Source organism: Archangium lipolyticum, assembly GCF_024623785.1.
GTDB classification, from domain to species: domain Bacteria; phylum Myxococcota; class Myxococcia; order Myxococcales; family Myxococcaceae; genus Archangium; species Archangium lipolyticum.
The window spans coordinates 45838-67297 of record NZ_JANKBZ010000044.1 but is presented as its reverse complement, the minus strand read 5'-3'; the positions used below and the strand labels follow the sequence as shown (position 1 = coordinate 67297).

Annotated in this window: 21 protein-coding genes; 8 read left to right on the top strand and 13 right to left on the bottom strand. The window is 68.4% G+C overall.

Going from position 1 to position 21460, the window contains the following annotated elements; genetic code table 11:
* The 8 genes from NR810_RS47580 to cpaB all read right to left on the bottom strand — a co-directional run bounded on the left by NR810_RS47580 (position 1) and on the right by cpaB (position 8627).
* A complete protein-coding gene (locus NR810_RS47580) occupies positions 1-390 on the bottom strand; it encodes a response regulator (protein WP_257462450.1) in 390 nt (129 codons plus the stop codon).
* A 6-nt stretch (positions 391-396) separates the two neighbouring features.
* Entirely contained in the window at positions 397-756 is a 360-nt protein-coding gene (gene xseB / locus NR810_RS47575; protein WP_257462449.1) for an exodeoxyribonuclease VII small subunit, read from the bottom strand.
* A gap of 83 nt (positions 757-839) precedes the next feature.
* Complete coding sequence (gene xseA / locus NR810_RS47570; RefSeq protein WP_257462448.1) at positions 840-2579, bottom strand: exodeoxyribonuclease VII large subunit; 1740 nt, start codon at positions 2577-2579, stop codon at positions 840-842.
* Positions 2576-4390 carry an FHA domain-containing protein gene (locus NR810_RS47565; RefSeq protein WP_257462447.1) on the bottom strand — a complete coding sequence of 605 codons (1815 nt, stop codon included), beginning with the start codon at positions 4388-4390 and terminating at the stop codon, positions 2576-2578. The genes xseA and NR810_RS47565 overlap by 4 nt, the downstream gene beginning before the upstream one ends.
* A 38-nt stretch (positions 4391-4428) precedes the next feature.
* Positions 4429-5964, bottom strand: coding sequence for an FHA domain-containing protein (locus tag NR810_RS47560; RefSeq protein ID WP_257462469.1), 1536 nt, complete (start codon positions 5962-5964; stop codon positions 4429-4431).
* Between the two features lie 34 nt (positions 5965-5998).
* Positions 5999-6889, bottom strand: a complete 891-nt coding sequence (locus NR810_RS47555) for a type II secretion system F family protein (RefSeq protein ID WP_257462446.1) — start codon at positions 6887-6889, stop codon at positions 5999-6001.
* A 10-nt stretch (positions 6890-6899) separates the two neighbouring features.
* A complete protein-coding gene (locus NR810_RS47550) occupies positions 6900-7745 on the bottom strand; it encodes a type II secretion system F family protein (RefSeq protein WP_257462444.1) in 846 nt (281 codons plus the stop codon).
* Positions 7746-7805: 60 nt separating this feature from the next.
* Positions 7806-8627: a Flp pilus assembly protein CpaB gene (cpaB, locus tag NR810_RS47545; protein WP_257462442.1), complete on the bottom strand. Its 822-nt coding sequence runs from the start codon at positions 8625-8627 to the stop codon at positions 7806-7808.
* 274 nt (positions 8628-8901) lie between these two features.
* Here cpaB and NR810_RS47540 point away from each other — a divergent pair, with 274 nt between their 5' ends.
* Genes NR810_RS47540 through NR810_RS47510 form a run of 7 tightly spaced genes read left to right on the top strand, consistent with a single transcriptional unit; the run spans position 8902 to position 15602 of the window.
* A complete protein-coding gene (locus tag NR810_RS47540; protein ID WP_257462441.1) occupies positions 8902-9882 on the top strand; it encodes a TadE/TadG family type IV pilus assembly protein in 981 nt (326 codons plus the stop codon).
* Positions 9883-9886: 4 nt separating this feature from the next.
* Positions 9887-11914 carry a pilus assembly protein TadG-related protein gene (locus tag NR810_RS47535; protein ID WP_257462440.1) on the top strand — a complete coding sequence of 676 codons (2028 nt, stop codon included), beginning with the start codon at positions 9887-9889 and terminating at the stop codon, positions 11912-11914.
* A gap of 8 nt (positions 11915-11922) precedes the next feature.
* A complete protein-coding gene (locus NR810_RS47530) occupies positions 11923-13068 on the top strand; it encodes a TadE/TadG family type IV pilus assembly protein (protein ID WP_257462439.1) in 1146 nt (381 codons plus the stop codon).
* Positions 13059-13832, top strand: a complete 774-nt coding sequence (locus tag NR810_RS47525) for a hypothetical protein (RefSeq protein ID WP_257462438.1) — start codon at positions 13059-13061, stop codon at positions 13830-13832. The genes NR810_RS47530 and NR810_RS47525 overlap by 10 nt, the downstream gene beginning before the upstream one ends.
* Positions 13829-14626 (top strand): hypothetical protein, encoded by a 798-nt coding sequence (locus NR810_RS47520; protein ID WP_257462437.1) that lies wholly within the window; start codon positions 13829-13831, stop codon positions 14624-14626. The genes NR810_RS47525 and NR810_RS47520 overlap by 4 nt, the downstream gene beginning before the upstream one ends.
* Positions 14623-14850, top strand: a complete 228-nt coding sequence (locus NR810_RS47515; protein ID WP_257462436.1) for a hypothetical protein — start codon at positions 14623-14625, stop codon at positions 14848-14850. Before NR810_RS47520 ends, NR810_RS47515 begins: the two co-directional genes overlap by 4 nt.
* Positions 14851-14867: 17 nt before the next feature.
* Positions 14868-15602: a hypothetical protein gene (locus tag NR810_RS47510; RefSeq protein ID WP_257462434.1), complete on the top strand. Its 735-nt coding sequence runs from the start codon at positions 14868-14870 to the stop codon at positions 15600-15602.
* A gap of 93 nt (positions 15603-15695) precedes the next feature.
* Here NR810_RS47510 and NR810_RS47505 read toward each other — a convergent pair whose 3' ends face one another.
* A complete protein-coding gene (locus tag NR810_RS47505) occupies positions 15696-17090 on the bottom strand; it encodes a zf-HC2 domain-containing protein (protein WP_257462432.1) in 1395 nt (464 codons plus the stop codon).
* Positions 17087-17719: an RNA polymerase sigma factor gene (locus NR810_RS47500; protein ID WP_257462430.1), complete on the bottom strand. Its 633-nt coding sequence runs from the start codon at positions 17717-17719 to the stop codon at positions 17087-17089. Before NR810_RS47500 ends, NR810_RS47505 begins: the two co-directional genes overlap by 4 nt.
* Positions 17720-17983: 264 nt before the next feature.
* Between NR810_RS47500 and NR810_RS47495 the strand changes: the two genes are divergently transcribed.
* Complete coding sequence (locus tag NR810_RS47495; RefSeq protein ID WP_257462428.1) at positions 17984-18973, top strand: WD40 repeat domain-containing protein; 990 nt, start codon at positions 17984-17986, stop codon at positions 18971-18973.
* Between the two features lie 23 nt (positions 18974-18996).
* Here NR810_RS47495 and NR810_RS47490 read toward each other — a convergent pair whose 3' ends face one another.
* The 3 genes from NR810_RS47490 to NR810_RS47480 are packed head-to-tail and all read right to left on the bottom strand — an operon-like array spanning position 18997 to position 21426.
* Positions 18997-19404: a DUF2085 domain-containing protein gene (locus tag NR810_RS47490; protein ID WP_257462427.1), complete on the bottom strand. Its 408-nt coding sequence runs from the start codon at positions 19402-19404 to the stop codon at positions 18997-18999.
* 1 nt (position 19405) lies between these two features.
* A complete protein-coding gene (locus NR810_RS47485) occupies positions 19406-20437 on the bottom strand; it encodes an ABC transporter ATP-binding protein (RefSeq protein ID WP_257462468.1) in 1032 nt (343 codons plus the stop codon).
* The gene (locus tag NR810_RS47480; protein ID WP_257462426.1) at positions 20434-21426 is read right to left on the bottom strand and encodes an ABC transporter ATP-binding protein; all 993 of its coding nucleotides are present in this window, start codon (positions 21424-21426) and stop codon (positions 20434-20436) included. Before NR810_RS47480 ends, NR810_RS47485 begins: the two co-directional genes overlap by 4 nt.
* Positions 21427-21460: the final 34 nt, after the last annotated feature.

The following is a 21460-nucleotide window of genomic DNA, read 5'->3' as shown; positions in this document are numbered from 1 at the left end:
TCAGGGTACCTCGGGGGCGGGCGCTGGAATGAGCGCACGCAGCCGATTGATGAGCGCGTTGAGATCCAGGGGCTTCACGAAATAGTCCGCGGCGCCGGCCTCCAACCCGCGCCGCTTGTCTTCCAGCTCCCCGCGCCCGCTGATGAAGATGACGGGGATGTCCCGGAACTGCTCGTTCTTCTTCACCGCCTTGCACAGCTCGAAGCCGTCGATCCAGGACATGTTCACGTCCATGAGGATGACGTCCGGCCGCTTGAGTTGCAGGGAGGCGATGAGCCGCAACCCATTGGCCGCGGCGGTGACCTCGAAGCCCTCCGACTCCAGGGCGAGCGAGAGCAACTCCCGCGTATCGCGGTCATCGTCGACGATGGTGACCTTGGGCTTCGGCATGGGGGCCTAGAACGGCACGTCATCCTCGGGGGGTGGAGTGGAGCGTGACGCGCCCGAGCTCCCCCGCGAGGCTGGGGCTGGCGTGGGCGCGGAGGGCACCGCCGGCGGCTTCACTCCCGCCTGCAGGGGCACCACCACGTCCTCGCCCTCCTCGTTCAACAACTCCTCGATGCGCTTCTCCGCCGCGTTCAGGAGCTGCTCGCCGCGACGGACCAGCTTGATGCCCTCCTCGAACGACTTGAGCGAATCCTCGAGTGTCAGGGTGCCGCCCTCCAGGCGCGCCACCACGTCCTCGAGACGCTGCACCACGTCCCCGTACTGCTCGGGGACTTCCTCCGCCACCTTGCCCTTGCTGTCCTTCGCCACTTCCGGTCCACCTCGACGAGAAAAAGCCGCGGGACTCTAGAGGAGGCGCCCGCCCGGGTGCCAGAGGGACCTGCACCCGGACGTCAGCAATCCACCGGTCCCTTCACGGCGGTGACAGTCGCCTCGATTTCCTCGCAGCCCTGGAGTGACTTCGCCCCGTTGCTGGCGAATTTGATACCGAGCACCTCACCGGGCCGCACGTCGGAGATGGAGCGCACCACCCCCCCGTCCTGCTTCCGGAAGGTGACGGCGTAACCCCGGGACATGACCTTCAGCGGACTCATGGCATCCAGCCGCCCCTCCAACCGCTGGAAGTGTCGCTGGGCGGACGCCAGGGTGTCCTTCTCCAGGGCGACCAGCCGGGCCTGCTGATGGGCGAGCCGGGCGCGAAGCTCCGCCACCCGGGCGATGGGAGACACCCGCTCCAGCTCCAGCCGGTTCCGCGCGGCCCTCGCCCTCCGCTCCGCCACGTCCGCCCGCACCGCGTCCTTCAGCCGGGCGGAGAGCTGCACCAGCCGCGCCCGCTGCTCGGCCAGCCGGGCCTGGGGACGTTGGCGCTGCAGGTGCTCGGAGTGGCCCCGGAGCTGCTCGCGCCGCTCCCGCAGCATCTGGCGCAGCACCCGCGTCATCGCGTCCTCGGCGTCCGACAGGCGCAGCCGCTCCGTGGACAGCAGCCGCCGCGGATCCACCACCCGCCCGCGCAGCGAGCCCAGCCGCTCGCGCAGCTCCAGCACCTGACGCTCGGCCGCCCTGCGCAGGCGCACCTTCTGGGTGGCCAGGCCGTACTCCAGGTCGCTCAGCACCGGCGCCAGCCGCTCGGCCGCCGCGCTCGGGGTGGGCGCGCGCCAGTCCGCCACGAAGTCCGAGATGGAGAAGTCGATCTCGTGCCCGATGGCGGACACCACCGGCACGGGCGAGGCGAAGATGGCGCGCGCCACCCGCTCCTCGTTGAACGTCCAGAGGTCCTCCTTCGAGCCGCCACCGCGCGTCACGACGATGACGTCCACGTCCGTGCGGGCCAGGCGCTCGATGCCCCGGGCGACCTCCTCGGCGGAACCCTCGCCCTGCACGCGCGCGTCGCACAGCAGCACGGACAGCCGCGGGTGGCGCGAGTGCAGCACGCGCAGGAAGTCCTGCAGGGCCGCGCCGGTGCGGCTCGTCACCACGCCGATGCGCCGGGGCAGGAAGGGCAACGGGCGCGGAGGACGGACGCGGTTGTCGCCGATGAGCCCCTCGGCCGCGAGCCGCTCCTTGAGCTGCTCGAAGGCGAGCGCCAGCGCGCCCTCCCCCTCCGGCTCCAGCTTGTAGGCGATGAGGCTGTAGCGGCCGGCGGGCGCGTAGAGGTCCACGCTGCCCTCGGCCACCACGGCCAGCCCGTCGCGCAAGGCGAAGCGCAGCCGCGCCGCCTGCGAGGCCCACATCTTCACGTCGAGCGAGGCCTCCGCGTCCTTGAGCGTGAAGTACAGGTGGCCGCGGGCGTTGGGGCCCCGGAAGCCGGACACCTCGCCGCGCACCAGCACCCGGGGGAAGCGCGCTTCGATCGTCGCCTTGAGCTGCTGGGTGAGCTCGCCCACGGTGAGCACCGTGCGCGTGGGCGCCGAGCGCGTGGGCGCGCCGGGCAGCGACGGCAGCGCCTCGGACACGTCCTTCAACTCGGAGGGAGCCGGAGGCGCGGGAGGAGGCTCGGGCGGCGGCTTGGAGGCCGTGGCCGCCGTGGCCCGCTTCGGTGCCGGTGCCGGCGCACCCAACGCGCCGCCGAACAGGTCTCCCTGTCCGGCGGGGGGGCTTGGCGGGGCTTCTTGCGTCCCTCGCCGCTTCTTCATCGCTGGAGCTTCTCGATCCAGGTCTTGCACTTCTGGTGCGTCTCGTCGTCCGGCAGGGTCATGGACATGACCTCGCGGAACTTGGGCACGGCGTCCTCGGGATTGGTGTCCTTGAGGGCGTAGGCCTGCAGGTAGAGATCCTTCGCCTTCTGCCGCAGCTCGGTGACGATGTTGTTGGCACCGGCGTGGCTGGGGTCGGACTGGAGGGCGCGCTGGGCGTTCTCCATGGCGCGGCCCCACTGGCCAGCCGCCTTCGCCGCCGAGGCGCTCTTGAAGAAGATGTTGGCCGCGCGCGTGCCCGCGTTGCGCGACAGCTTGCTGCCACGGCCGTTGGTGATCTTCTTGTCCAGGTCCAACAGGCGCGCCAGGCCCTTCGCGTCCAGGTCCTCCAGCTTCTTGTAGAGGCCGTCGAAGTCCGTCATCTGGGAGATCAGCGTCTTGCACTGGGGGTGCTTGCCCGCGCAGGAGTTGGCCATGGCCACCGCGCCGCGCAGGTCACCATCGCGGAAGAGATCCACGGCCTGATCCCAGGGCTTGGGCGCCTCGGGGCCCTTGACCACCGGGGCGGGCCGGGTGGCGTTCTCGATGAAGAGATCCACCTGCTCGGCGATGACCTTGGCGTCGCGGTGCTCCGGGAAGGCCACGAGCACGTCGTCGGTGATGGCCTTGGCCTGCCGGGCCGCGTCCAGCTGCCGCTGCTCCAGCAGGGCCTGCGCCTCGCGCACGCGCTTGTCGGCCTTGTCCTGCATGGTCGTCTTGAGGGAGCGCAGCGCCTCGAAGAGCTGGGTGTCCTTGCTCACCTTGGCCAGGGCAGCCGAGGCCGCGGCGAGCTGGCCCTTGTCGAGCGCCGCCTTGGCCGTGGTGATCGCCTCCTGGTTGGGGATCTCCTTCTCCACGCGCGCCAGGTAGTCCTGCAGCTGCACGTACTCGGGCTCCACCTCCTGGAGCTCCAGCAGCTTGGCCTTGGCCCCCACCCAGTTGCCCTCGCGGATGAGGTTCTTGGCGTCCTGGAAGAGCGCGTCGAGCGCCGCGCGCCGCTCCTGGGCCTCGCGCGCCTGGAGGGCGGCGGCCTCGGCCTGGTTCTGCTGCTGCACCTTCATGACGACCAGCAGGCCCACCAGCATCACGAAGACGCCCGCGGTCAGGATGAGCAGGCGCTTCTTGCGCTGCTGTGCCGCCGGATCCGGAGCCGCCGCCGCGCGGCCTCCGCGCGGGACGCGATCAGGGCGGGGCGGCGGACGGCGCGGAACGGGCACGGCGCCCTCGTCCACGGTATCGGCGGCCTCGGGAGCCTGAGCGGGAGCGGAGGACCTCGAGCCGCCCCGGGCGGGCCTCGACGGGGGCGCCGACGGCATCGGCATCATCATCGTGGCGTTGGAGCTGTCGTTGAACGTCAGCTCCGTGTCGCCCAGCGTGAGGACGTCGCCGTGGGACAGCGGCATCTCGTCGGTGAGGGGCTCGCCGTTGAGGAGGGTGCCGTTGCCGGAGCCCAGGTCGCTCGCGGCCCAGCCACCGCCCACGCGGCGGATGAGCACGTGCTTGCGCGACACCGAGGTGTCCGGGATGCAGATGGGGTTGTCGTTGGCACGGCCGACGACGTACTCGCCATCCTCCAGCCCGAACTCCTCACCGGCGCAGGGGCCCGCGGAGCACGCCAGCTTCGTGCCCGTCACCGGCGCGGACGCGGAGCGGACGGCCGGAGAGGACGCGCTCGTGGACGACTTGCGCACCGAGGGACGCTGCGAGGTGGCGCCACCCGAGGGGGAGCCCGTCGTCGGACGACGGCGTGCGGGAGGGGAACCGTTGGACATGGGAAGTCACCACTTCATTTCGTGCGCGGGTACGGGCCTCACAGCCCGTACTCGTTGGCTTTTTCGAGCGCCAGATTGTGACAGCGATGCGCCCGTGTAGGGAAGCGCCTGTTGACTTCTTCCAGGACCTGGACGGCCCTCTTGGTGTCCTTGAACTGGATGTTGCGTTGGAAATCCAGCATCAGCTGCCCGCACTTCTGGTCCAGGTCCGCCGCCACCTGGCCCAGCATGAAACGGACGTCCTGGTAGAGGTCCGGCTTGTCGTCCAGGGCCTCGAGGGTGATCCACGCCGAGCGGTAGTTCTCCCAGGCGAGGAAGAGGTTCTCCGGGCCCACGTCCCTGCGCTCGTAGAAGCCACGCGCCCTGGACACGTAGTTGCGCGCCGTCTCCTGGAGCTCCTCGGGACGCAGGTCCGGCACGGGGATGATCTCCAGCCGCAGGTTCCACACCCGCCAGCTGTCCTTGCCCGGGGGATTGCGGACGTTGTCGAAGACGAGCTGGTTGCGCGCGTTGCGCTCGAGCATGGTCGGCGAGAGGATCTGCTGCACCTCGCGCTCCACGGTGTTGGTCGTGTCCGGAGGCACCCAGCCCACGTTCACCGTGTTGAGGGAGATGTTGACCTCTTCCTTGGAGATACCGCTGGCGTGGTAGCGCAGCACGCCCACCGCGCGCGTGGGCGAGACGAACTCGAAGTCGAAGGCCTTCATGTCCGGCTGGAGCCACGTCACGCCCTCGCCCAGACCGAACGAGTCCGTCAGCACCTGGAGGCCCAGCGACGTCGGCTCGGGCCCCTTGGGGCCCATCTCGAATTTGGGGCGGAAGACGACGACGAAGGCGGCCACCATGCCCACCACGAAGCAGGCCGCCACGGTGAGCAACGCGAACTTCCCGCCCCCCGGCAGCTCGGACCACCACAGCCGGAGCTGTCCACCGAGGGTGTCGCCCAGCTCGCGCTTGCGCCGGGCCTTCTCGGCGGCGGACAGACCCGCGCTCGCGGAGGGCGCGGGGGCGGCCTTGACGGGAGCGCGGGACGCGGGCCTGGCCAGCGCGGCCGGCATCTCGTCCATCGTCTCCGAACGAGTCCCCCCTCCCCCACCGTTCGCCGCGGCACCCGGGACGGGATACAGCACGGGAGGCACCGAGGGAGGGAACTCCGCTGTCTCGTCGACGACCGGAGACAGCCCCGACATCGGAGCCGCCATGCCGTCGTCCGTCTCCGTGCGCGGCAGCGGCTGGACGTTGCGCCGGATGGGCCGGGTGGCGTCCTCGTCCTCCACCGGCATGAAGGGCCGGGTGGCGTCCTCGTCGCTGACGACTTCCTGGAAGACGAACTCCACGGGGCCCAGGGAGATCCGGTCCCCGTTGCGCAGCTCCTGCTCACCGGAGAGCCGCTGGTCGTTGACCAGGGTGCCGTTGGAGCTGCCCAGGTCCTGCACGAAGAAGCGCCCCAGCCGGTCCGAGATGCGCACGTGCCGGCGGGACACACCGGCATCCTGCAGCACCACGTCGTTCTCCACGGTGCGGCCGATGTGCACTTCGGACTGCTCGAAGGTGATCTCCTTCCCCTGCTGCAGTCCCTTGGCGATGGTCAGCTGGAAGCCCAGGACCCTACCCCCCGACGTCCCCGAACATGAACTGGAACACGATGGGCCCGAAGAGCACCAGGAACACCGTGGGGAAGATGCACGCGATGAGCGGGAAGAGCATCTTCACCGGCGCCTCGCCCGCCAGCTTCTCCGCGCGCTGGGTGCGGTCGATGCGCAGCTGCGTGGACTGGATGCGCAGCACCTTGCCCAGGCTGGTGCCCATCTTGTCCGCCTGGATGAGCGCGGTGACGAACGTGGTGAGCGCCGGCAGATCCACCCGGGCGATCATCGCCTTGAGGGCCTCCTCGCGCGTCTTGCCCATCTTCAGCTGCTTGAGGACGATCTGCATCTCCTCGCGCAGCGGACCCGTCTTGCCCTTCTCCACCACCTTGGCCAGTGCCGCGGTGAAGTCCAGACCCGCCTCCACCGACAGCGTCAGCAGGTCCAGGTTGTAGGGCAGCGCCCGGGAGATGAGCAGGTGGCGCTTCTTCACCTGATCATTCACCCAGATGAGCGGGTAATACAGGCCGAAGAGCGCGAAGAGCAGCGACCAGGCCAGGTTCTGGCTCATGGCGTTGATCAGGATGAGACCCGCCAGGAGGCCCAGCAGGGCGCAGATCTCCTGCAGCGCCATGATGTCCTCGGGCTTGAAAGCCTGAGGCTCGCCGGCCTTGATGAGCTTGCGGCGCATCTTGGACTCGTAGCCCGGCCACATCAGCCGCCGGTTGAGCGCACCGAGCTTGCGCACGGTGACCGAGCCCATGCCCTTGACGCCACCGGCGGACTCGTCGCGCACTTCCTCCACGAAGCGCTCGAAGAAGTTCTGGTAGACGCCGAAGCCGAGGAAGCCCGCCGCCGCCGCGAACATCAGCGCCGAGCCTCCCATCAACGTATAGGTGAGGACCTCGCCCACGGCTGCTCCTTCAGATGTCGATGTTGACGATGCGCCGGATGATCAAAATGCCCAGCACTTCCATGATGGCGATGATCGTGACCAGCACGTAGCCGAACCAGTGGTCCATCATGGGCTCCATCAGGTCCGGACGCATGTAGTTGAGCACCATGCCGAGGATGGCCGGCATGGCGGCCACCACCCAGCCCTGCAGCTTGCCCTGGGCGGTGAGCGCGTCGATCTTTCCCTCGAGCCGGAAGCGCTCGCGGATGACGGTGGAGATGGTCTCGAACATCTCCGCCATGTTGCCGCCCAGCTGGCGCGCGATGTTGGTGGCCACCACGACCAGCTCCAGGTCGTCGCTGCCCACCCGGCGGCCCATGTTGATGAGGGCCTCCTCCAGCGGCACGCCCAGCTTCACTTCCTTCACGAACAGCCCGAACTCCTGGGCCAGCGGCGGCTGCGCCTCGCGCGCCACGTGCTCGATGGCCTGCGGGAACGTGAGACCCGCCTTGAACGCGTTGGCCATGGCCTGGAGCGCGTCCACCAACTGCACGTTGAACTTCTTGATGCGCCGCTTGCGGTAGTGCTTCACCAGGATGATCGGCAGGAAGAAGCCGAAGATCGTGGCCATCACGCAGAGGATGGGGTTGAAGATGATGTACGAGAGGATGCCCAACAAGCACATGCTGGCGATGTTGAGCACCAGCAGCTGTCGGGCATCGATGAAGAGGAACATGTCGCTCAAGTCGTTCATCGACTTGACGACGTACCGCTCCTGGTACTGCTCGTAGGCCTTCGCCAGGACGGTGAAGATCACCAGGCTGAAGAAGAAGACCGACCCGGTGACGAGGAGGAGGACGATTCCGGCCAGCATGGCGGGGACTTCCTTCAGCGACGGAGGGGGGACGACACGGTGGGGGGACGAAGACCGTGACTACGGGATGCTCGAGCCCACGGTGCTCTTCTCGGTGGTGTTGCCCTTGATGATCTGGATGATCTCGCGGCGCTTCTGCTCGAGCACGCGGGTGCGCTCACCCGACAGCAGCGTGCTGATGGTGGCGCGGCCACGCTCCTCGATCATGTCCACGTCCTCCTCGTTGCGCAGCGAGAGCGTCAGGTTGCCCAGCTCCGCGGCCAGCGTGAGGATCTCCGCCTCCTCGGGGATGACCATGAGCGTGATGTTGGTGTAGTCGCGCTGGGTCTCCGGGATGAGGTTGACGTTCGTGGTGCCGGTGATCTTGCCCGTGGCGAGGACGATCACGTTCTGCAGCAGCGTCACGGCCACGTTCTCGTCCGTCTGCGGATCGCGGAAGGTGCCGATCACGTCCACGTGATCGTTGGGGCGGATCCACCCGCCCACGGAGGTGGTGGGACGCGACTCGATGGTGATGGCGCGCACCTTCTTCTGCACCTTGGTGGACAGGCGCTCGGCGGCCTTGGTGGTCTCGAACTGGCTCCACAGCAGCGGATCACCGGCCTGCAGCGCCACCAGCACCTTCTGCCCCACCACGTAGGTGGCCGAGTCCGGCTTCACCACGGACGAGGTCACGAACTGCTCGGGCACCGAGCGCTGGTTGATCATCTCGATGGAGACGACCGTGCCCTCGGGGATGTCCTGGGAGGCCACGACCACGGGCACCAGGTTCCAGCCCCGGCGCACGTCCGCTTCCTTCTTCTTGATGGCCGACCACGCGATGATGCCGGCCAGCAGACCGAGCGCCAGCGCGATGACGAGCGGAGTCTTACCCTTCAACATGTCTCGAGGACCTCCAGAAAGCGGGGGACGCCAGGGGGGCGGGTACTCATGGGTGGGAGAGCTGCACTCAAGATGGGAGCCCGGGGGGCGTCAGCGGGGTGGGATGTTATCCACCTGTCATGCGGGGTGTCAAAGTCACCCTCACGGATTAAGCCGTTCTGACGGCTTGCCGTCCCGGATCCGAGCCCCGTCCGTCCCTCTGGGGAGACCCTTCTATCGTCGTCCACCTGACGGATGGAAGTCGTGGCACGAATGTCGCTAGATGGCGGCATTCATGGTTTCCACCCCCCCCCACCGAACCCGGGAATCCGGGCAGGCCGCGGTCGAATCCGCGCTGGTGCTGCCCCTGATGGTGTTCCTGGGCCTGGGCATCATCCAGCTGACGATGATGCAGCACGCCAAGCTGATGACCGAGTACGCGGCGTACTGCGCGGCGCGCACGGGGATCGTCTGGAACGGCAACAACGAGCGCATGCACGACGCGGCCATCCTGGCGCTGCTGCCCACCATGGGCCGCACGGATGACCTGCCGAAGCTGGCCAAGACGTGGGCGCTGGCACAGCTCTACGACGAGGCACTGCAGCTGCTGGCCTGGCCCAACAAGAACTCGGTGGTGCCGGCGTCGGTGAACGGCTCCAACCTCTTCGGCCAGGTGCGCGTGGATACGGTGAACCCGTCCTGGTACTCGCCGGTGCAGAGCGTGTGGAAGCTGCGCTCGGCCATCAACTGGCGGGAGATGGACTTCGACGGGCCGGACTCCTACCCGGAGGTGCCGGAGCTGGAGGCGAAGATCGCCAAGTTCTTCAACCTCCCGCTGCCGGACAACGACGAGGAGGTGTTCCGCAAGGCCACGGTGCTGAGCGTGCGGGTGCGCTACTGGTACGAGCTCCGGGTGCCCTTCGCCAACTGGATCATCTTCACCTCGTGGTGGGCGGCGAACGCGGGCGTGTCGCTGGGAGGAGCCATCTACAAGCCCTCGGTGAACTCCAGGGCGCTCCTCACCAACCGCCAGGGCGGGATGAAGGACGTGGCGATGGTGCCGGTGCGCGGGTTGGATCACCAGAAGGGCTACAACACGCTCTACACGGTGGAGATGTCCGTGCTGTGGGGGCTGGCCACCGGGAGCATCCCGCTCATCTCGAAGCTGGTGGGCAAGCGCTACTTCATCCCGCTGACGGCCACCTACAGCATGAGGATGCAGTCGAACTTCTATTACAAGTGGTTGATGCATCTGAACCCGGACTGGGGACTGTGACGCCATGATGACCCGCGCTCTCCGACGTAGCCTCGAGCGCCAGGAAGGCCAGGCGCTCGTTCTCGCCTGTGTGCTGATGCTCATCCTGAGCATCGCGCTCATCACCACGGTCAACATCGGGCACGGCGTGCACGAGCGGATCCGCCTGCAGAACACGGCGGACGCGGCGGCCTATTCCACGGCGGCCATGGAGGCGCGCGCGTTCAACTTCTACGCGTTCACCAACCGCACGCAGGTGTCCCACTACGTGTCGGCGATGCTGTGGCAGTCGCTGGACTCGTTCATCTTCTTCGTCCAGGCCTTCCTGACGGACGTCTTCGGGCTCATGCGCACCATCGGCCCGTGCTTCCCCAAGGACAGCCGCAGCGGGGTCTGGAAGCTCATCTGCGCCGTCCTCGACAAGCTGCCCTACATCGGCATCATCATGAAGGCGCTGGACACCATCTACACCATCCTCCGGGGGATGCTGCTCCTCATGAAGGGGGTGCTGGAACCCATCGACGAGATCATCGGTACGGTGGTGGTGCCAGGACACCGGACACTCAACTCGGTGATGGCCGGCGCGGCCACGGCGGTGATGATTTCCACGTCCTCGTACGTCTTCGGGACCTCCAACGCCATCATCAAGGAGAACGATCCCAACGTGGACTCGCTCATCCCGCAGACGGTGGCGGGACTCATCAACCAGTGCCTCTACAACCGCACGCACTACAAGGAGGCCAACGGCACGCCCCTCAGCCCCGTCAACCCGTTCGATCCGTTGGATCCGACGAAGCGTGACGAGACCGACAAGGTGGCCCGGGCCAAGCGGGTGATGGCGGGCATCACCAACGCCACGCGCTTCCCGTGCGATTCGAAGACCGGCATCTGCCCGGAGACGATGGTCACCGACCGCCGGCTGGGCAGTCTCATGCCCATCCCCAACTGGCTCAAGCCGCTGGAGTCCGTCCTCAACGACTTCCCCAAGTGGGGCCAGACGCGCTTCCTCACCTACCGGCTCGGCTTCGGCGGCATGGAGGCCACCAAGGGCGATGCCTCCAAGCGCCGCAACAAGATCCGCGAGGCCAATGACCTGCCCAACCTGCCCATGGGCATGCTCGGCCAGGGCGACGTGCTCGGCGCGGATGACCCGTACTACATCAAGCTGCCGGGACCGTCCCAGATCGACATCGGCATCGCCAACATCAACAACCCCTTCCGCTGCCCCAAGACGCCGGACTCGGACGACGGGCGGACCTGGCGCGACTGCTGGGGCGATCCGCGCGAGGAGAAGAACGACACGCTCAAGACCAGCATCTGGGCCATGAGCCGGACGGACCTGCGCGAGAACGGCATCCACTGGCGGGTGGTCTTCCCCGGGCAGGCCAGGACCCAGGATGACCGGAACGTGGGTCTCTACGAGTCCAGGCCCTGCCTCGCGAAGGTGCTCGGCAAGTGCGTCTTCGACGACATGTCCATCTTCGTGGCCAACGTCCGCATCGACCCGGACGACGACAACCACCCCTGGGAGGGTCTGGCTCCCTTCCCCCACTTCGAGCCGGGTGACTACGCGAAGGACTGCGTGGGAGGCGCTGGCGACGATGCCAGCACCACCGCCATGGCCGAGCGCAAGGACGACTTCAACCAGCCCTCCACCTGGGTGATGCTCAACAAGGACACCCAGCAGCTGCACAACAAGAAGCCCGACGCCACCGGCGCCACGTACAGCGGGCCGGGCCGGCTCAACTCCAGCGGGAAGCTCAAGTTCTCCTTCGGCCAGTCACCCACGACGCTGGAGCTGGACAACGACCGGAAGAAGATCTCCGTCGCCGGGTGGGATCTGGTGACGGGGATGAACGTCATCTCGCGCGGCCAGACGTACTACCACCGGCCCGGCAACTGGACCGAGCAGCCCAACTTCTTCAACCCCTACTGGCGGCCCCGTCTGGCGGCCGTGTGGCAGGGCAAGGATCAGCTGCCGCTGGTCAACAAGCTGGCGGACGCGCTGCCCAACGCCATCAAGGACTCGCCGGCGAAGATCATCACCCACTGAGGCCCGCCATGCTCCGCCCCCACGCACATCGCAAGCCGTCCCAGCGTGGCGCCGCCATCGTCGAGTTCGCGCTCGTGGTGCCGCTGCTCGTCTCCATCCTGATGTTCAGCATCTTCCTGAGCGAGATCATCCGGGCCAAGCTCAAGCTGCAGGAGGCCAGCCGGTACGTCGCCTGGGAGATGACGAGCTACGCCCTGAGCGACTACGGCAACGCGGACCACGAGAAGGCCTTCGACGTCGCCATGATGGCCTCGGTGAAGGAGGCCTCCGAGCGCTACCAGGACCTCGACTCCATCGAGCCCGAGGGTAGGTTCGGCACCATGGTGCGCGCCGCTCCGGCGCAGGTGACCATCAAGAACCAGACCGTGGCGGGGATCGACCTGACCCGCGTCTTCGAGGGCTCGGGCGGACAGGGCGCCGAGGCGGCCTCCGCGGTGGGCAAGACGCTCAACTACTTCCTCGAGCACTTCCGCTTCAACACCAAGGGACAGGTGGAGGTGGAGATCCGCAGCAGGCTCACCAGCATCGGGCTGCCCAGGAACTACCTGCAGCAGGAGGACAAGGGCTTCTTCACCGTGGACAACTGGGGCGGCAGGGACCTGGGCAACATGCAGGTGAAGAACCGCTTCACGCTCATCGCGAACGGCTGGCAGCTGCCCGACGGCGGCGATGCCCTGGTGAAGTCCAAGCGGGCCGGTGTGCACGGCGGTGGCTCCGACCATGGCCTCTACCTGCAGGTGGACCGGATGAAGTTCCTGGGTGTCGGCAACTACCTGGACCAGGTGGGCCTGGGGCAGCTCAGCGAGGTGGCCAACTTCGTCCTCCCCGACTTCCTCGGCCCCTTCGTGGTGGCTCACAACTACAAGCCCGGCGAGAGCGCCCGCGACTGCAACAAGAGCAAGCACGGCGCCCCCCTGGGGCTCAACAACCTGAACAGCTATCCCGGCCTGGACGACCCGGAGCAGCGCTGCTTCGATACCGCTCCCTTCCGCGACACCCAGGCGTACGACAGCTCGCTCTACCGGAAGGTCTTCATGGCCCGTGGCGAGAACTTCATGGGCTGCAAGAACATGCAGGCCGACATGCCCAACACGCCCAAGGGCGATCCCAGCATGAACCAGGACAAGAACCAGCAGAAGGTCACGTGCGAGTAAGCCTCCTCCTCACCCTGCTCCTGCTGTGGGCCGCTCCATCGCGAGCGGAGCAGGAGCTCGCAGTCTACCCCGGCACCGTGCACACGCGGATCGGCAATGATCTGCTCATCGGCGGCCAGTACCACCGCATGGCCTACTTCACCACGACGGACCCGATGGTGAAGGTGGCCAGGTACTTCACCGACCTCTGGCGGAAGCAGGGCTACCCCGTCGTCGCCAGCGGCGACTTCAAGCAGGAAGGGGTGGTCTCGGCCTTCTACACGCGCGAGGGACTCCAGCGCGCGGTGGTGCTGCGCACCCATATGGGCAAGACGGTGGGCTTCACCGTGCTGAAGGACCTGTGGCTGTACGAGAAGCCCCCCGACGCCGGGAAGGGCCCCTTCATCCAGGTGGAGGGCGCGCTCTTCAGCGCCGACGTCGGCACGCGCGATGAGGCCGGAGGCTCGCGGCACCGCACGCAGGTGGTGGAGCGCGGCCTGGACACCGTGCGCCAGGAGCTCGCCTCCAAGTTCACCGCCGCCGGCTACAAGCCGGTGCGCGAGTCCGGCGGCACGCTGGATCGTCAGCGCACCCTCGTCCTCGAGTACGCACGCGGGGCCGAGCAGACGCTCACCACCCTGGTGGAGCTGGAGCCCTCGCGGGTGGCCATCTCCCAGACGTGGGTGGGGACGGATCGGCCCGACGGCATGCCCAACGCGGATGCCGTGCGCCAGGCACGCGAGGAGGCCATCCGCGCGGGCCTCCTGAAGGAGAAGAAGCCATGAGCGCGCTCGTGTACGCCTTGTCGCTGGCGCTGCTGGGCGCCGTGCCGGCGGAGGTGTCGCGCGAGGGGCGGCTGCTCTTCGAGGCCGCCCCCGAGCGGATGGATGCGCGCGTGGGCGAGTGGGTGACGTACCAGATGAATGGCGGCCCCACCGAGGGCTTCATGCGTCTGGCCGTCGTCGCCGAGCAGAAGGATGTCCAGGGCCGCGACGCGGTGTGGGTGGAGCTGGAGTTCGGTGAGCACGCGGAGCTGAAGGCCCCCCTGGCCCAGTTCCTCATGCTGGTGGCCCGCGACACCGGGCTGCGCCGGGAAGGCATCTCCCGCCTGTTTGCCACCCAGGGCTTCGAGAAGCTGCAGGAGGTGGACACGGGCGCCATGCCGTTCTTCGTCGGCACACCCGAGAAGGACACGTCCCAGCCTCCCCTCCCCCCTCCCACGGCGCAGCTGCCCGCTGGCCAGGGCACGAGCGTGAACCGGGGCAAGCCCGCCCGCGTCATGACGCTCGCGGGCACCGTGACGGCCGAGCCCCTGGAGGTCCGCCACCGCCAGCTCGTCCTCAAGCGCTATTGGCTCAGCCGCGAGATTCCCATCCTGCGTCTGGCGAAGATCGAGCTGCCTCCCGTCCGGTACACGATGGAGGTGCGCGACTACGGCGTGGACGCCAAACCGCGCATGGTGCCTCCCGCCCCGAGTGACAAGAAGATCACTTTGGAGCCGGCCAGCAACCTGCCGCCCCACTTCCAACCCCTGCCCCAGTCTGGTACCGCTTCGGGTCCGCAGGAGAACCGCCCATGAAGACCCCCTCTCGCCCCACCTCGCTCCGCCGCCGTCATCCTCGTGGACAGGCGATGGTCGAGTACTCCTTCCTCAACTGGATCCTCTTGTTCGGGCTCATCGTCTTGATGAGCGTCGACCTGGGCAACGGGAAGGAGGAGATGAACGTCATCGACGTCTTCCTGCGCGCGTACCAGATTTATTACGACTCGTTCTACTTCGTGCTGAACCTGCCGTTCCCGTGAAGCCGTCTTCCTCTTCCGTGCGGCAGGATTCTTCCCTGCCTCTCCGGCTCGTCCACGCGATCGTCTTCGCGGGCTTCACGGCCATCTGCTTCGTGTCGGGCTGGCCCGAGGCTCAGCACCTGCTCCACTCGCAGCTCCAGCCCTTCCACGCCGGCCCTCCCCCTCGCCCGGTGTTGTTGCTGGCCGTACTCGCCTCCCTCGTGGGCATGACCGCCGTGCTCGTGCAGTTCCTGCGCGGGCGCAGCGCGCGGGTGTTCTGGTCCCTGCTCATCCTCGGTGGTCTGGCGCTCGCCAGCTGGAGCAACCGAGAGGGCGTGGTGGTCGCCGGGCGCACCGCCGACTCCGCCAACCTGAAGATCCTCCGCGTCGCGAGAGATCTCCATGGCCGCTCCGTGAGCGAGTTGCAGAGCCATGGCTCCGCTCCCGAGGACCTCGTCTCCTGGGAGTCGGCCCTCCAGCAGGTGACCCTCGGCCAGACCACTCCGGTTCGTACCCGCTCGTTCGCGCCCCTGCACTTCCGGATACAGAAGATCGACTCGCCGGATGCCCTGCCCTCGAATGTGCCTCCCGGCACCCTGCTGCTCCACGTCATGGAGGGCGGCGTCGCCTATGAGCTCCACCCCGTGGGGATTTCCCCCTCCGGCGAGCCCTGGCTCCTGCGCGATCCCAAGGGCGAGGACATCGTCTTCCGCGGGGCCTTCAACCCGGACCTGCCCATGGGTCCCGAGAGCGGTGCGCACCCGACTCCTTGACCCGGCGGAGGTGACACGAACGAGGGAACCTGGGGACGGATACCCTCACCCCGACCCTCTCCCAGAGGGAGAGGGAGGGTTGTTTTTGTTCCCCTACTTCGTCTCGGGGGCGGCGCTCTTGGACTCGCTGCCGGCCTCGTCCGCGGGCGACAGGAGCTCGCCCTCCAGCCGGCTCTGCGCGAGCCGGGCCGCCCGCGAGCCGGGTGCCTCCCTGATCAGCCGTCTGCAGATGTCGATGGCGCTCTGACGCCGGCCCAGCTCGAACTCCGCCTCACAGAGTCGGGAGAGCGCATCCACCAACTGCGCCCCTTGGGCTCCGGCGGTCAGCGCCGCACGCAGGAAGGCAACCTCCTGCTCCTTGTCCCCGGAACGCGAGGCCACATCGGCCTGCCTCAAGAGCTCCGCCGGCGAAGGTGCCCTCTTCGCGGCGCTGGCCTTCTCGCGCGGGCTCTCGGCCTCCTCCGCCTTCCGGGCTTCCATGCCCTCCGCCCGGACCACGGCCCCAGCCGCAATGGAAGGCTGTTCCATCGGGGGGGGCGGCGGGGGCGGCGACATGGCGGCTGGTGCCTGGGCTCGCCCGGGGGCCTGCCGCTGCGCGTAGTCATCGGCCGAGGCGACGCTCTCCACCGACGTCGGACGCGCGGTGGAGCCGCCGATCTTCAACGCATTGCCCGATGGCTCGTACCGCACGGCCTGCTGAGACCCGCCAGGAATGGGGCCATCTATTATCGCAGGGGCCGCCTCCACCTGCTCTTGTGCCTGCGCACCATCCCAGTCCGGAGTGGGCTCAGCACGCGGAGCGGTCGACGGCGAGGGCAGGCTCTTGCTCACGGCCACTTCGCGCTTGGCCCTCGATGTCCCCTTCGTCGAGTACCCCCCGAAGCTCCCCAGGCCCTTGTCGTCCCCTCTCGCGACCTTCTTCTCCGGCAGACCACCCGGGCTGCCCGCCCCCGCGTTGGACCAGTCCGCCCGCCCGCGCATCTCCTCGTCGAACTGCGCGTGGAGCTGCTCGGCCCTGGGAGAGACCGGCGCGGCGGGCGCTGGCGGGGGGACCGGGGGGCTCGTCTCGTCCTTGTTCTCGCCGGAGATCCGCTCCTGCGCGATCGCCTTCTGGCTCGGCACCGGGCTCAGTTCCACCTCCCGGTTCACCTGGAAGACCACCACCCCGAAGACACTCACGGCCGCCATGCCCAGCGCGGGCGCCAGCAGGCGGCGCCACCAGCGAGGCGCCGGCTCGGGCCCCGCCGCGGACCGGCGCGCGGCCTGCTGCGCGTACGCCATCAGCGATTCCAACCCCGCGTCCGGCGCGGACTCCAACGGCAGCCGGGACATGGTGGTGCGGACCCCTCGAATGCCGTGGAGTGCCTCCGAGCAGCGCGCACAGCCCTGCACGTGCTGCTCCATCTGCTGGGCCTCCGTGGGCGGAAGCTCGTCATAGGCGAAGTCCAACAGCCGATCCTCGTGTGCATGGCTGCCCTGGGGCTTCATCCCGCCACCGTCCTTCCGTCCTCGGCCAGGTCGCCGTCCACTCCGAGCTCGGCCAGCCTCCGGCGCAGCCCCTCGAGGGCATAGCGCATGCGGCTCTTCACCGTGTTCTCGGACACTCCTGTCACCTCGGCGATCTCCTTGAACGGGATGCCGCTGTACTCGCGCAACACGAAGACCTCGCGCTGCTCTTCCGGGAGACTGGCCAGCGCGCGCTCCAGCAGCGGCCGCACGCGGGCGTTGTAGGCGCCACGCTCCGGGCTCATCCCCTCGTCCGGAAGGGCCTCACCCAGGGACCGGCCCTCGTCGCCCTCGGCACCCGTCGTGGGCGCCTCCAGCGAGGCCGCCTGCCGGTAGCTCTCTTTGCGCGCGCTGTCCACGCAGAGGTTCCTCGCAATCGTGTAGAGCCAGGTGGTGAACTTCGCCTTCGCCTCGTACTCCGAAGCGCTGCGCACCACCTTCAGCCACGTCTCCTGCAGCACGTCTTCCGCCCGGGCACGGTGGCTGGTGAAACGGAGGATGAAGTTGAACACCGGTGTCCGGTGCCTGCGCACCAGCACCTCGAACGCACGCGCATCCCCCGCCCGGAAGGCGAGCATCAGCCGTTCGTCTGAGGTCTCCAGTCCCAACACTCCCCCAATTCAGGGCCTCGTGCCTTGTCCTCAACCCCTCTCGCCCGCTTCAAACGGGCGTGGGGCGAATCGGGTCTACCCGTTTTTTGGCCCTCTGTAAGTGGCGAGAATGACAGGGCGCGCGGCCACTGTCATCCCGACAGCTCGCCTGCTCGCACGGTCTACAGGAGGGTTCCCTCCCTCGGGCACGCTCGGAACACCCACATCCTGGGCCGATGGGCCACACGTCAGGTCCTCCCGCGCCCACCGTCAAGCGGGGCCACCATGAACGCCCAGCACGAACCCATCACCGTGGCCAACGCTTCACGCCTCCAGCGCGTGAGGCAGCTCGGCCCCGCCATGCCCCAGAGCTGTGGACAGAATCTTGCCTTCGCCCACCGGGGGACCGTGCTGGTGTCCCAGGAGAGCACAAGGTTCGGGAGGCTCCGCTGGTGGAACCTGCACAGCGGCTCCGACCTGGCCACGTGCTCGCCCGACATCCCATTCAAGGACTCCTTCGCCGTGCTGCCCGGGAGAGAGCTCGTGGTGGCCGTGGGACTGCCCACCCATGAGATCCCCTCGCCCTGGCGAGACCAGCTCGTGGCTCTGTCCACGCGGGACGGTGCGCTCCAGCACCAGACGCGCTTTTATTACGCCCTCCAGACCCTGTGCGCCTCCGAGGATGGCTCCCTGCTGGCGATGATGGTGGACGAAGGACGAGGGCTGCTGTGGGACGTGGAGCGCTGGCGTCCCCTGCGCGAAATGGAGGCGACATCCAGGGTCTTTTCCTCTTATGGCTGTGCCCTCTCGCCCGACAACCGTTTCCTGGCGGCGGCACAGAGCCAGAGTGTCCCCGACGAAGGTCCCAGTGGCATCCAGCTCTGGGATGCCACCACGGGGGCCCTTCTGTTCCTGCTTCCCGTACGAGATCCCCTTGTCTGGGACGTGGCATTCCACCCCACGGAGCCTCTGCTCGCCGTGGGGACGAACGGGAATGACATCCTCGTGGTGGACCTCGAGACGCGGCGCATCGTGCGAACGATCGACAGTCCCCGAGCCTGGCGCCTGAGCTTCAGCCCCGACGGCTCGCTGCTGGCAGTGGGGGGAGACGGTTGCGGCTTTCACGTGCACCGCTTCGACACCGGCGCCCGGCTCTTCGGTGCCAACGACGACAACGACACGCAGACGAGCGAGGCGGTCTTCTCGCCCGACGGCACCTGCGTGGCCTGGGGCCAGGGCGACCACACCGTGGGCCTGTGGGCCGTGGCGGACTGAAGCCACACGGCCCACGGACAGGTCTACTCGTTCCTCGGCCCCCGGAAGGTAGCGAGGAGCACGGGGAGCGCGACCACCGCGACCAGGCCGGCCTGCCACAGCAGCGCCGCCGGCAGCGGCCGCTGCACGTGGATGAACAACGAACGGCCGAGCGCTACACCCAGCAACACCCCGGTGAGGGTGCGCACGGCGTTGGAACCACTGGCCGGACGGAAGCGGCCCACCGCCCAGTCCACGAGCGCCGGCAGCGTGAGCCCGAGCACCACCGGCACGTCCCAGTGCCACACCAGGGGCGCCCGTGCCTTGAAGAGGCCCACCATCACGGCCAGCAGCACCGGGTACGTCCCCAGACAGCGCGCGCACACCCGCACCCCGCCGAGCAGGTACGTGCGGTTGTACTCCTCCGCGTGGTGATGACTGAGCCAGAACACCCTACCCTCCCGAGACCGGTGGAGCGCCCGCTTCCGGCCCGCCCGGGGTAACCCGCCGCGCGTCTTCCTCCACCAGGAAGCACGCGGACGTGTGCCCGTTGTCCAACGTGTAGAGCGGCGGCGTCTCGCGCCGGCACCGCTCCATCGCGTACGGGCAGCGAGGGTGGAAGGTGCATCCGGGCGGCGGCGCGAGCGGCGACGGCACGTCCCCCTGGAGGATGATGCGCGTCCGCTTGCGCTCCGGGTCCGGCACCGGCACCGCCGACAACAGCGCCTGGGTGTACGGGTGCCTCGGCCTCCGGTAGAGGTCCGCCGCGTCCGCCAGCTCCACGATGCGGCCCAGGTACATCACCGCCACGCGGGTGGACACGTACTCGACGATCTTCAGGTCGTGCGCGATGAAGACGTAGGTGAGCCCCAGCTCTCGCTGCAGGTCCACCAGCAGGTTGACGATCTGCGCCTGGATGGAGACGTCCAGCGCGCTGATGGGCTCGTCGGCGACGACCAGGTCCGGCCTCAGCGCGATCGCCCGGGCGATGCCGATGCGCTGGCGCTGGCCGCCCGAGAACTCGTGCGGATAGCGGTCCAGCGCGTCCCGCGGCAGGCCCATGAGATCCAACAGCTCGGCCACCTTCGCCTCGCGCTCACGGCCACGCTCCAGCCCGTGGATGGCGAAGGGCTCGCCCAGAATCTCCCGCACCGACATGCGCGGGTTGAGCGAGGCGTACGGATCCTGGAAGACGAGCTGCATCCGCCGCCGCAGGGGGCGCAGCTCGCGCTGGGAGAGGCCCGTCAGCTCACGCCCCTCGAAACGGATGGAGCCCTCGGTGGGCTCCACGAGCCGCAGCAGCGTGCGCCCCAGGGTGCTCTTGCCGCAGCCGCTCTCACCCACCAGACCGAGCGTCTCGCCGCGCCGCACGTCGAAGCCCACCCCGTCCACCGCCTTCACCGTGCCTCGCACGCGCCCCAGCAGCCCCCCACGCACCGGGAAGTGCGTCTTCAGATCTCTCACTCGCAGCAGGGGCTCGGTCATGGCACGGGCACCGGGTTGTGGCACGCGGCCTCCTGGCCATCGCGCTTGGGCTCCAGGGCCGGCTCCACCTTCGCGCAAATGTCCAAAGCGCGCTCACAGCGGTCGCGGAAACGGCAGCCCCCGGGCAACCGGCGGAGGCTCGGCACCATGCCGGGAATCGTCTTCAATCGCCGGCGCTCCCCCGCCTCTCCCGCCTCGTGGAGCGCCGGAATGGAGCGCAGCAGCCCCGCCGTGTACGGGTGCGCCGGCTGGCGGAACAGCGCCTTCACCGGCGCCCGCTCCACCACGCGGCCCGCGTACATCACCACCACCGCGTCACAGCTCTCGGCCACCACGCCCAGGTCATGCGTGATCAGCATCACCGCCATGTGGCGCTCGGCCTGCAGCCGCTTCAGCAACTCGAGGATCTGCGCCTGGATGGTGACGTCCAGCGCCGTGGTGGGCTCGTCCGCGATGAGCAGCTCCGGGCCGCACGCGAGCGCCATGGCGATCATCACCCGCTGCCTCATGCCTCCCGAGAGCTGGTGCGGATAGCCGTCCACGCGCTGCTCGGGGGCGGGAATGCCCACCTGCCGCAGCATCTCCACCGCGTGCTCACGCGCGGCGGCTCGCGACAGGCCCTGGTGCAGCCGCACGCCCTCGGCGATCTGCTCGCCCACCGTGTAGACGGGGTTGAGCGAGGTCATCGGCTCCTGGAAGACCATGGAGAGGTGGCGCCCCCGGACGCGGCGCATCTTCCCCTCGGGGAGCGCGAGCAGGTCCTCTCCCTGGAAGAGGATCCGCCCGCCCACCACCCGGCCGGGCGGCTCCGGCACCAGCCGCATCACCGAGAGCGCGGTGAGACTCTTGCCACAACCGCTCTCCCCCACCACCCCCAGCGTGCCTCCGGGCGGGATGGAGAAGGACACGTCGTCCACGGCCAGCACCGGGCCCTCCTCCAGGGAGAGCTGGGTCTTCAGGCCACGCACGTCGAGGAGGGGCTCGGACATAAGGCTCACGGCCGGGCCAGAACACCCGGCCCGG

Bases quoted from the DNA above. Each gene is read 5' to 3' on its own strand.
- NR810_RS47580 (WP_257462450.1), bottom strand. From the start codon at position 390: ATGCCGAAGCCCAAGGTCACCATCGTCGACGATGACCGCGATACGCGG.
- xseA (WP_257462448.1), bottom strand. From the start codon at position 2,579: ATGAAGAAGCGGCGAGGGACGCAAGAAGCCCCGCCAAGCCCCCCCGCC.
- NR810_RS47565 (WP_257462447.1), bottom strand. From the start codon at position 4,390: ATGTCCAACGGTTCCCCTCCCGCACGCCGTCGTCCGACGACGGGCTCC.
- NR810_RS47550 (WP_257462444.1), bottom strand. From the start codon at position 7,745: ATGCTGGCCGGAATCGTCCTCCTCCTCGTCACCGGGTCGGTCTTCTTC.
- cpaB (WP_257462442.1), bottom strand. From the start codon at position 8,627: ATGTTGAAGGGTAAGACTCCGCTCGTCATCGCGCTGGCGCTCGGTCTG.
- NR810_RS47540 (WP_257462441.1), top strand. From the start codon at position 8,902: ATGGTTTCCACCCCCCCCCACCGAACCCGGGAATCCGGGCAGGCCGCG.
- NR810_RS47535 (WP_257462440.1), top strand. From the start codon at position 9,887: ATGATGACCCGCGCTCTCCGACGTAGCCTCGAGCGCCAGGAAGGCCAG.
- NR810_RS47530 (WP_257462439.1), top strand. From the start codon at position 11,923: ATGCTCCGCCCCCACGCACATCGCAAGCCGTCCCAGCGTGGCGCCGCC.
- NR810_RS47520 (WP_257462437.1), top strand. From the start codon at position 13,829: ATGAGCGCGCTCGTGTACGCCTTGTCGCTGGCGCTGCTGGGCGCCGTG.
- NR810_RS47515 (WP_257462436.1), top strand. From the start codon at position 14,623: ATGAAGACCCCCTCTCGCCCCACCTCGCTCCGCCGCCGTCATCCTCGT.
- NR810_RS47505 (WP_257462432.1), bottom strand. From the start codon at position 17,090: ATGAAGCCCCAGGGCAGCCATGCACACGAGGATCGGCTGTTGGACTTC.
- NR810_RS47495 (WP_257462428.1), top strand. From the start codon at position 17,984: ATGAACGCCCAGCACGAACCCATCACCGTGGCCAACGCTTCACGCCTC.
- NR810_RS47485 (WP_257462468.1), bottom strand. From the start codon at position 20,437: ATGACCGAGCCCCTGCTGCGAGTGAGAGATCTGAAGACGCACTTCCCG.
- NR810_RS47480 (WP_257462426.1), bottom strand. From the start codon at position 21,426: ATGTCCGAGCCCCTCCTCGACGTGCGTGGCCTGAAGACCCAGCTCTCC.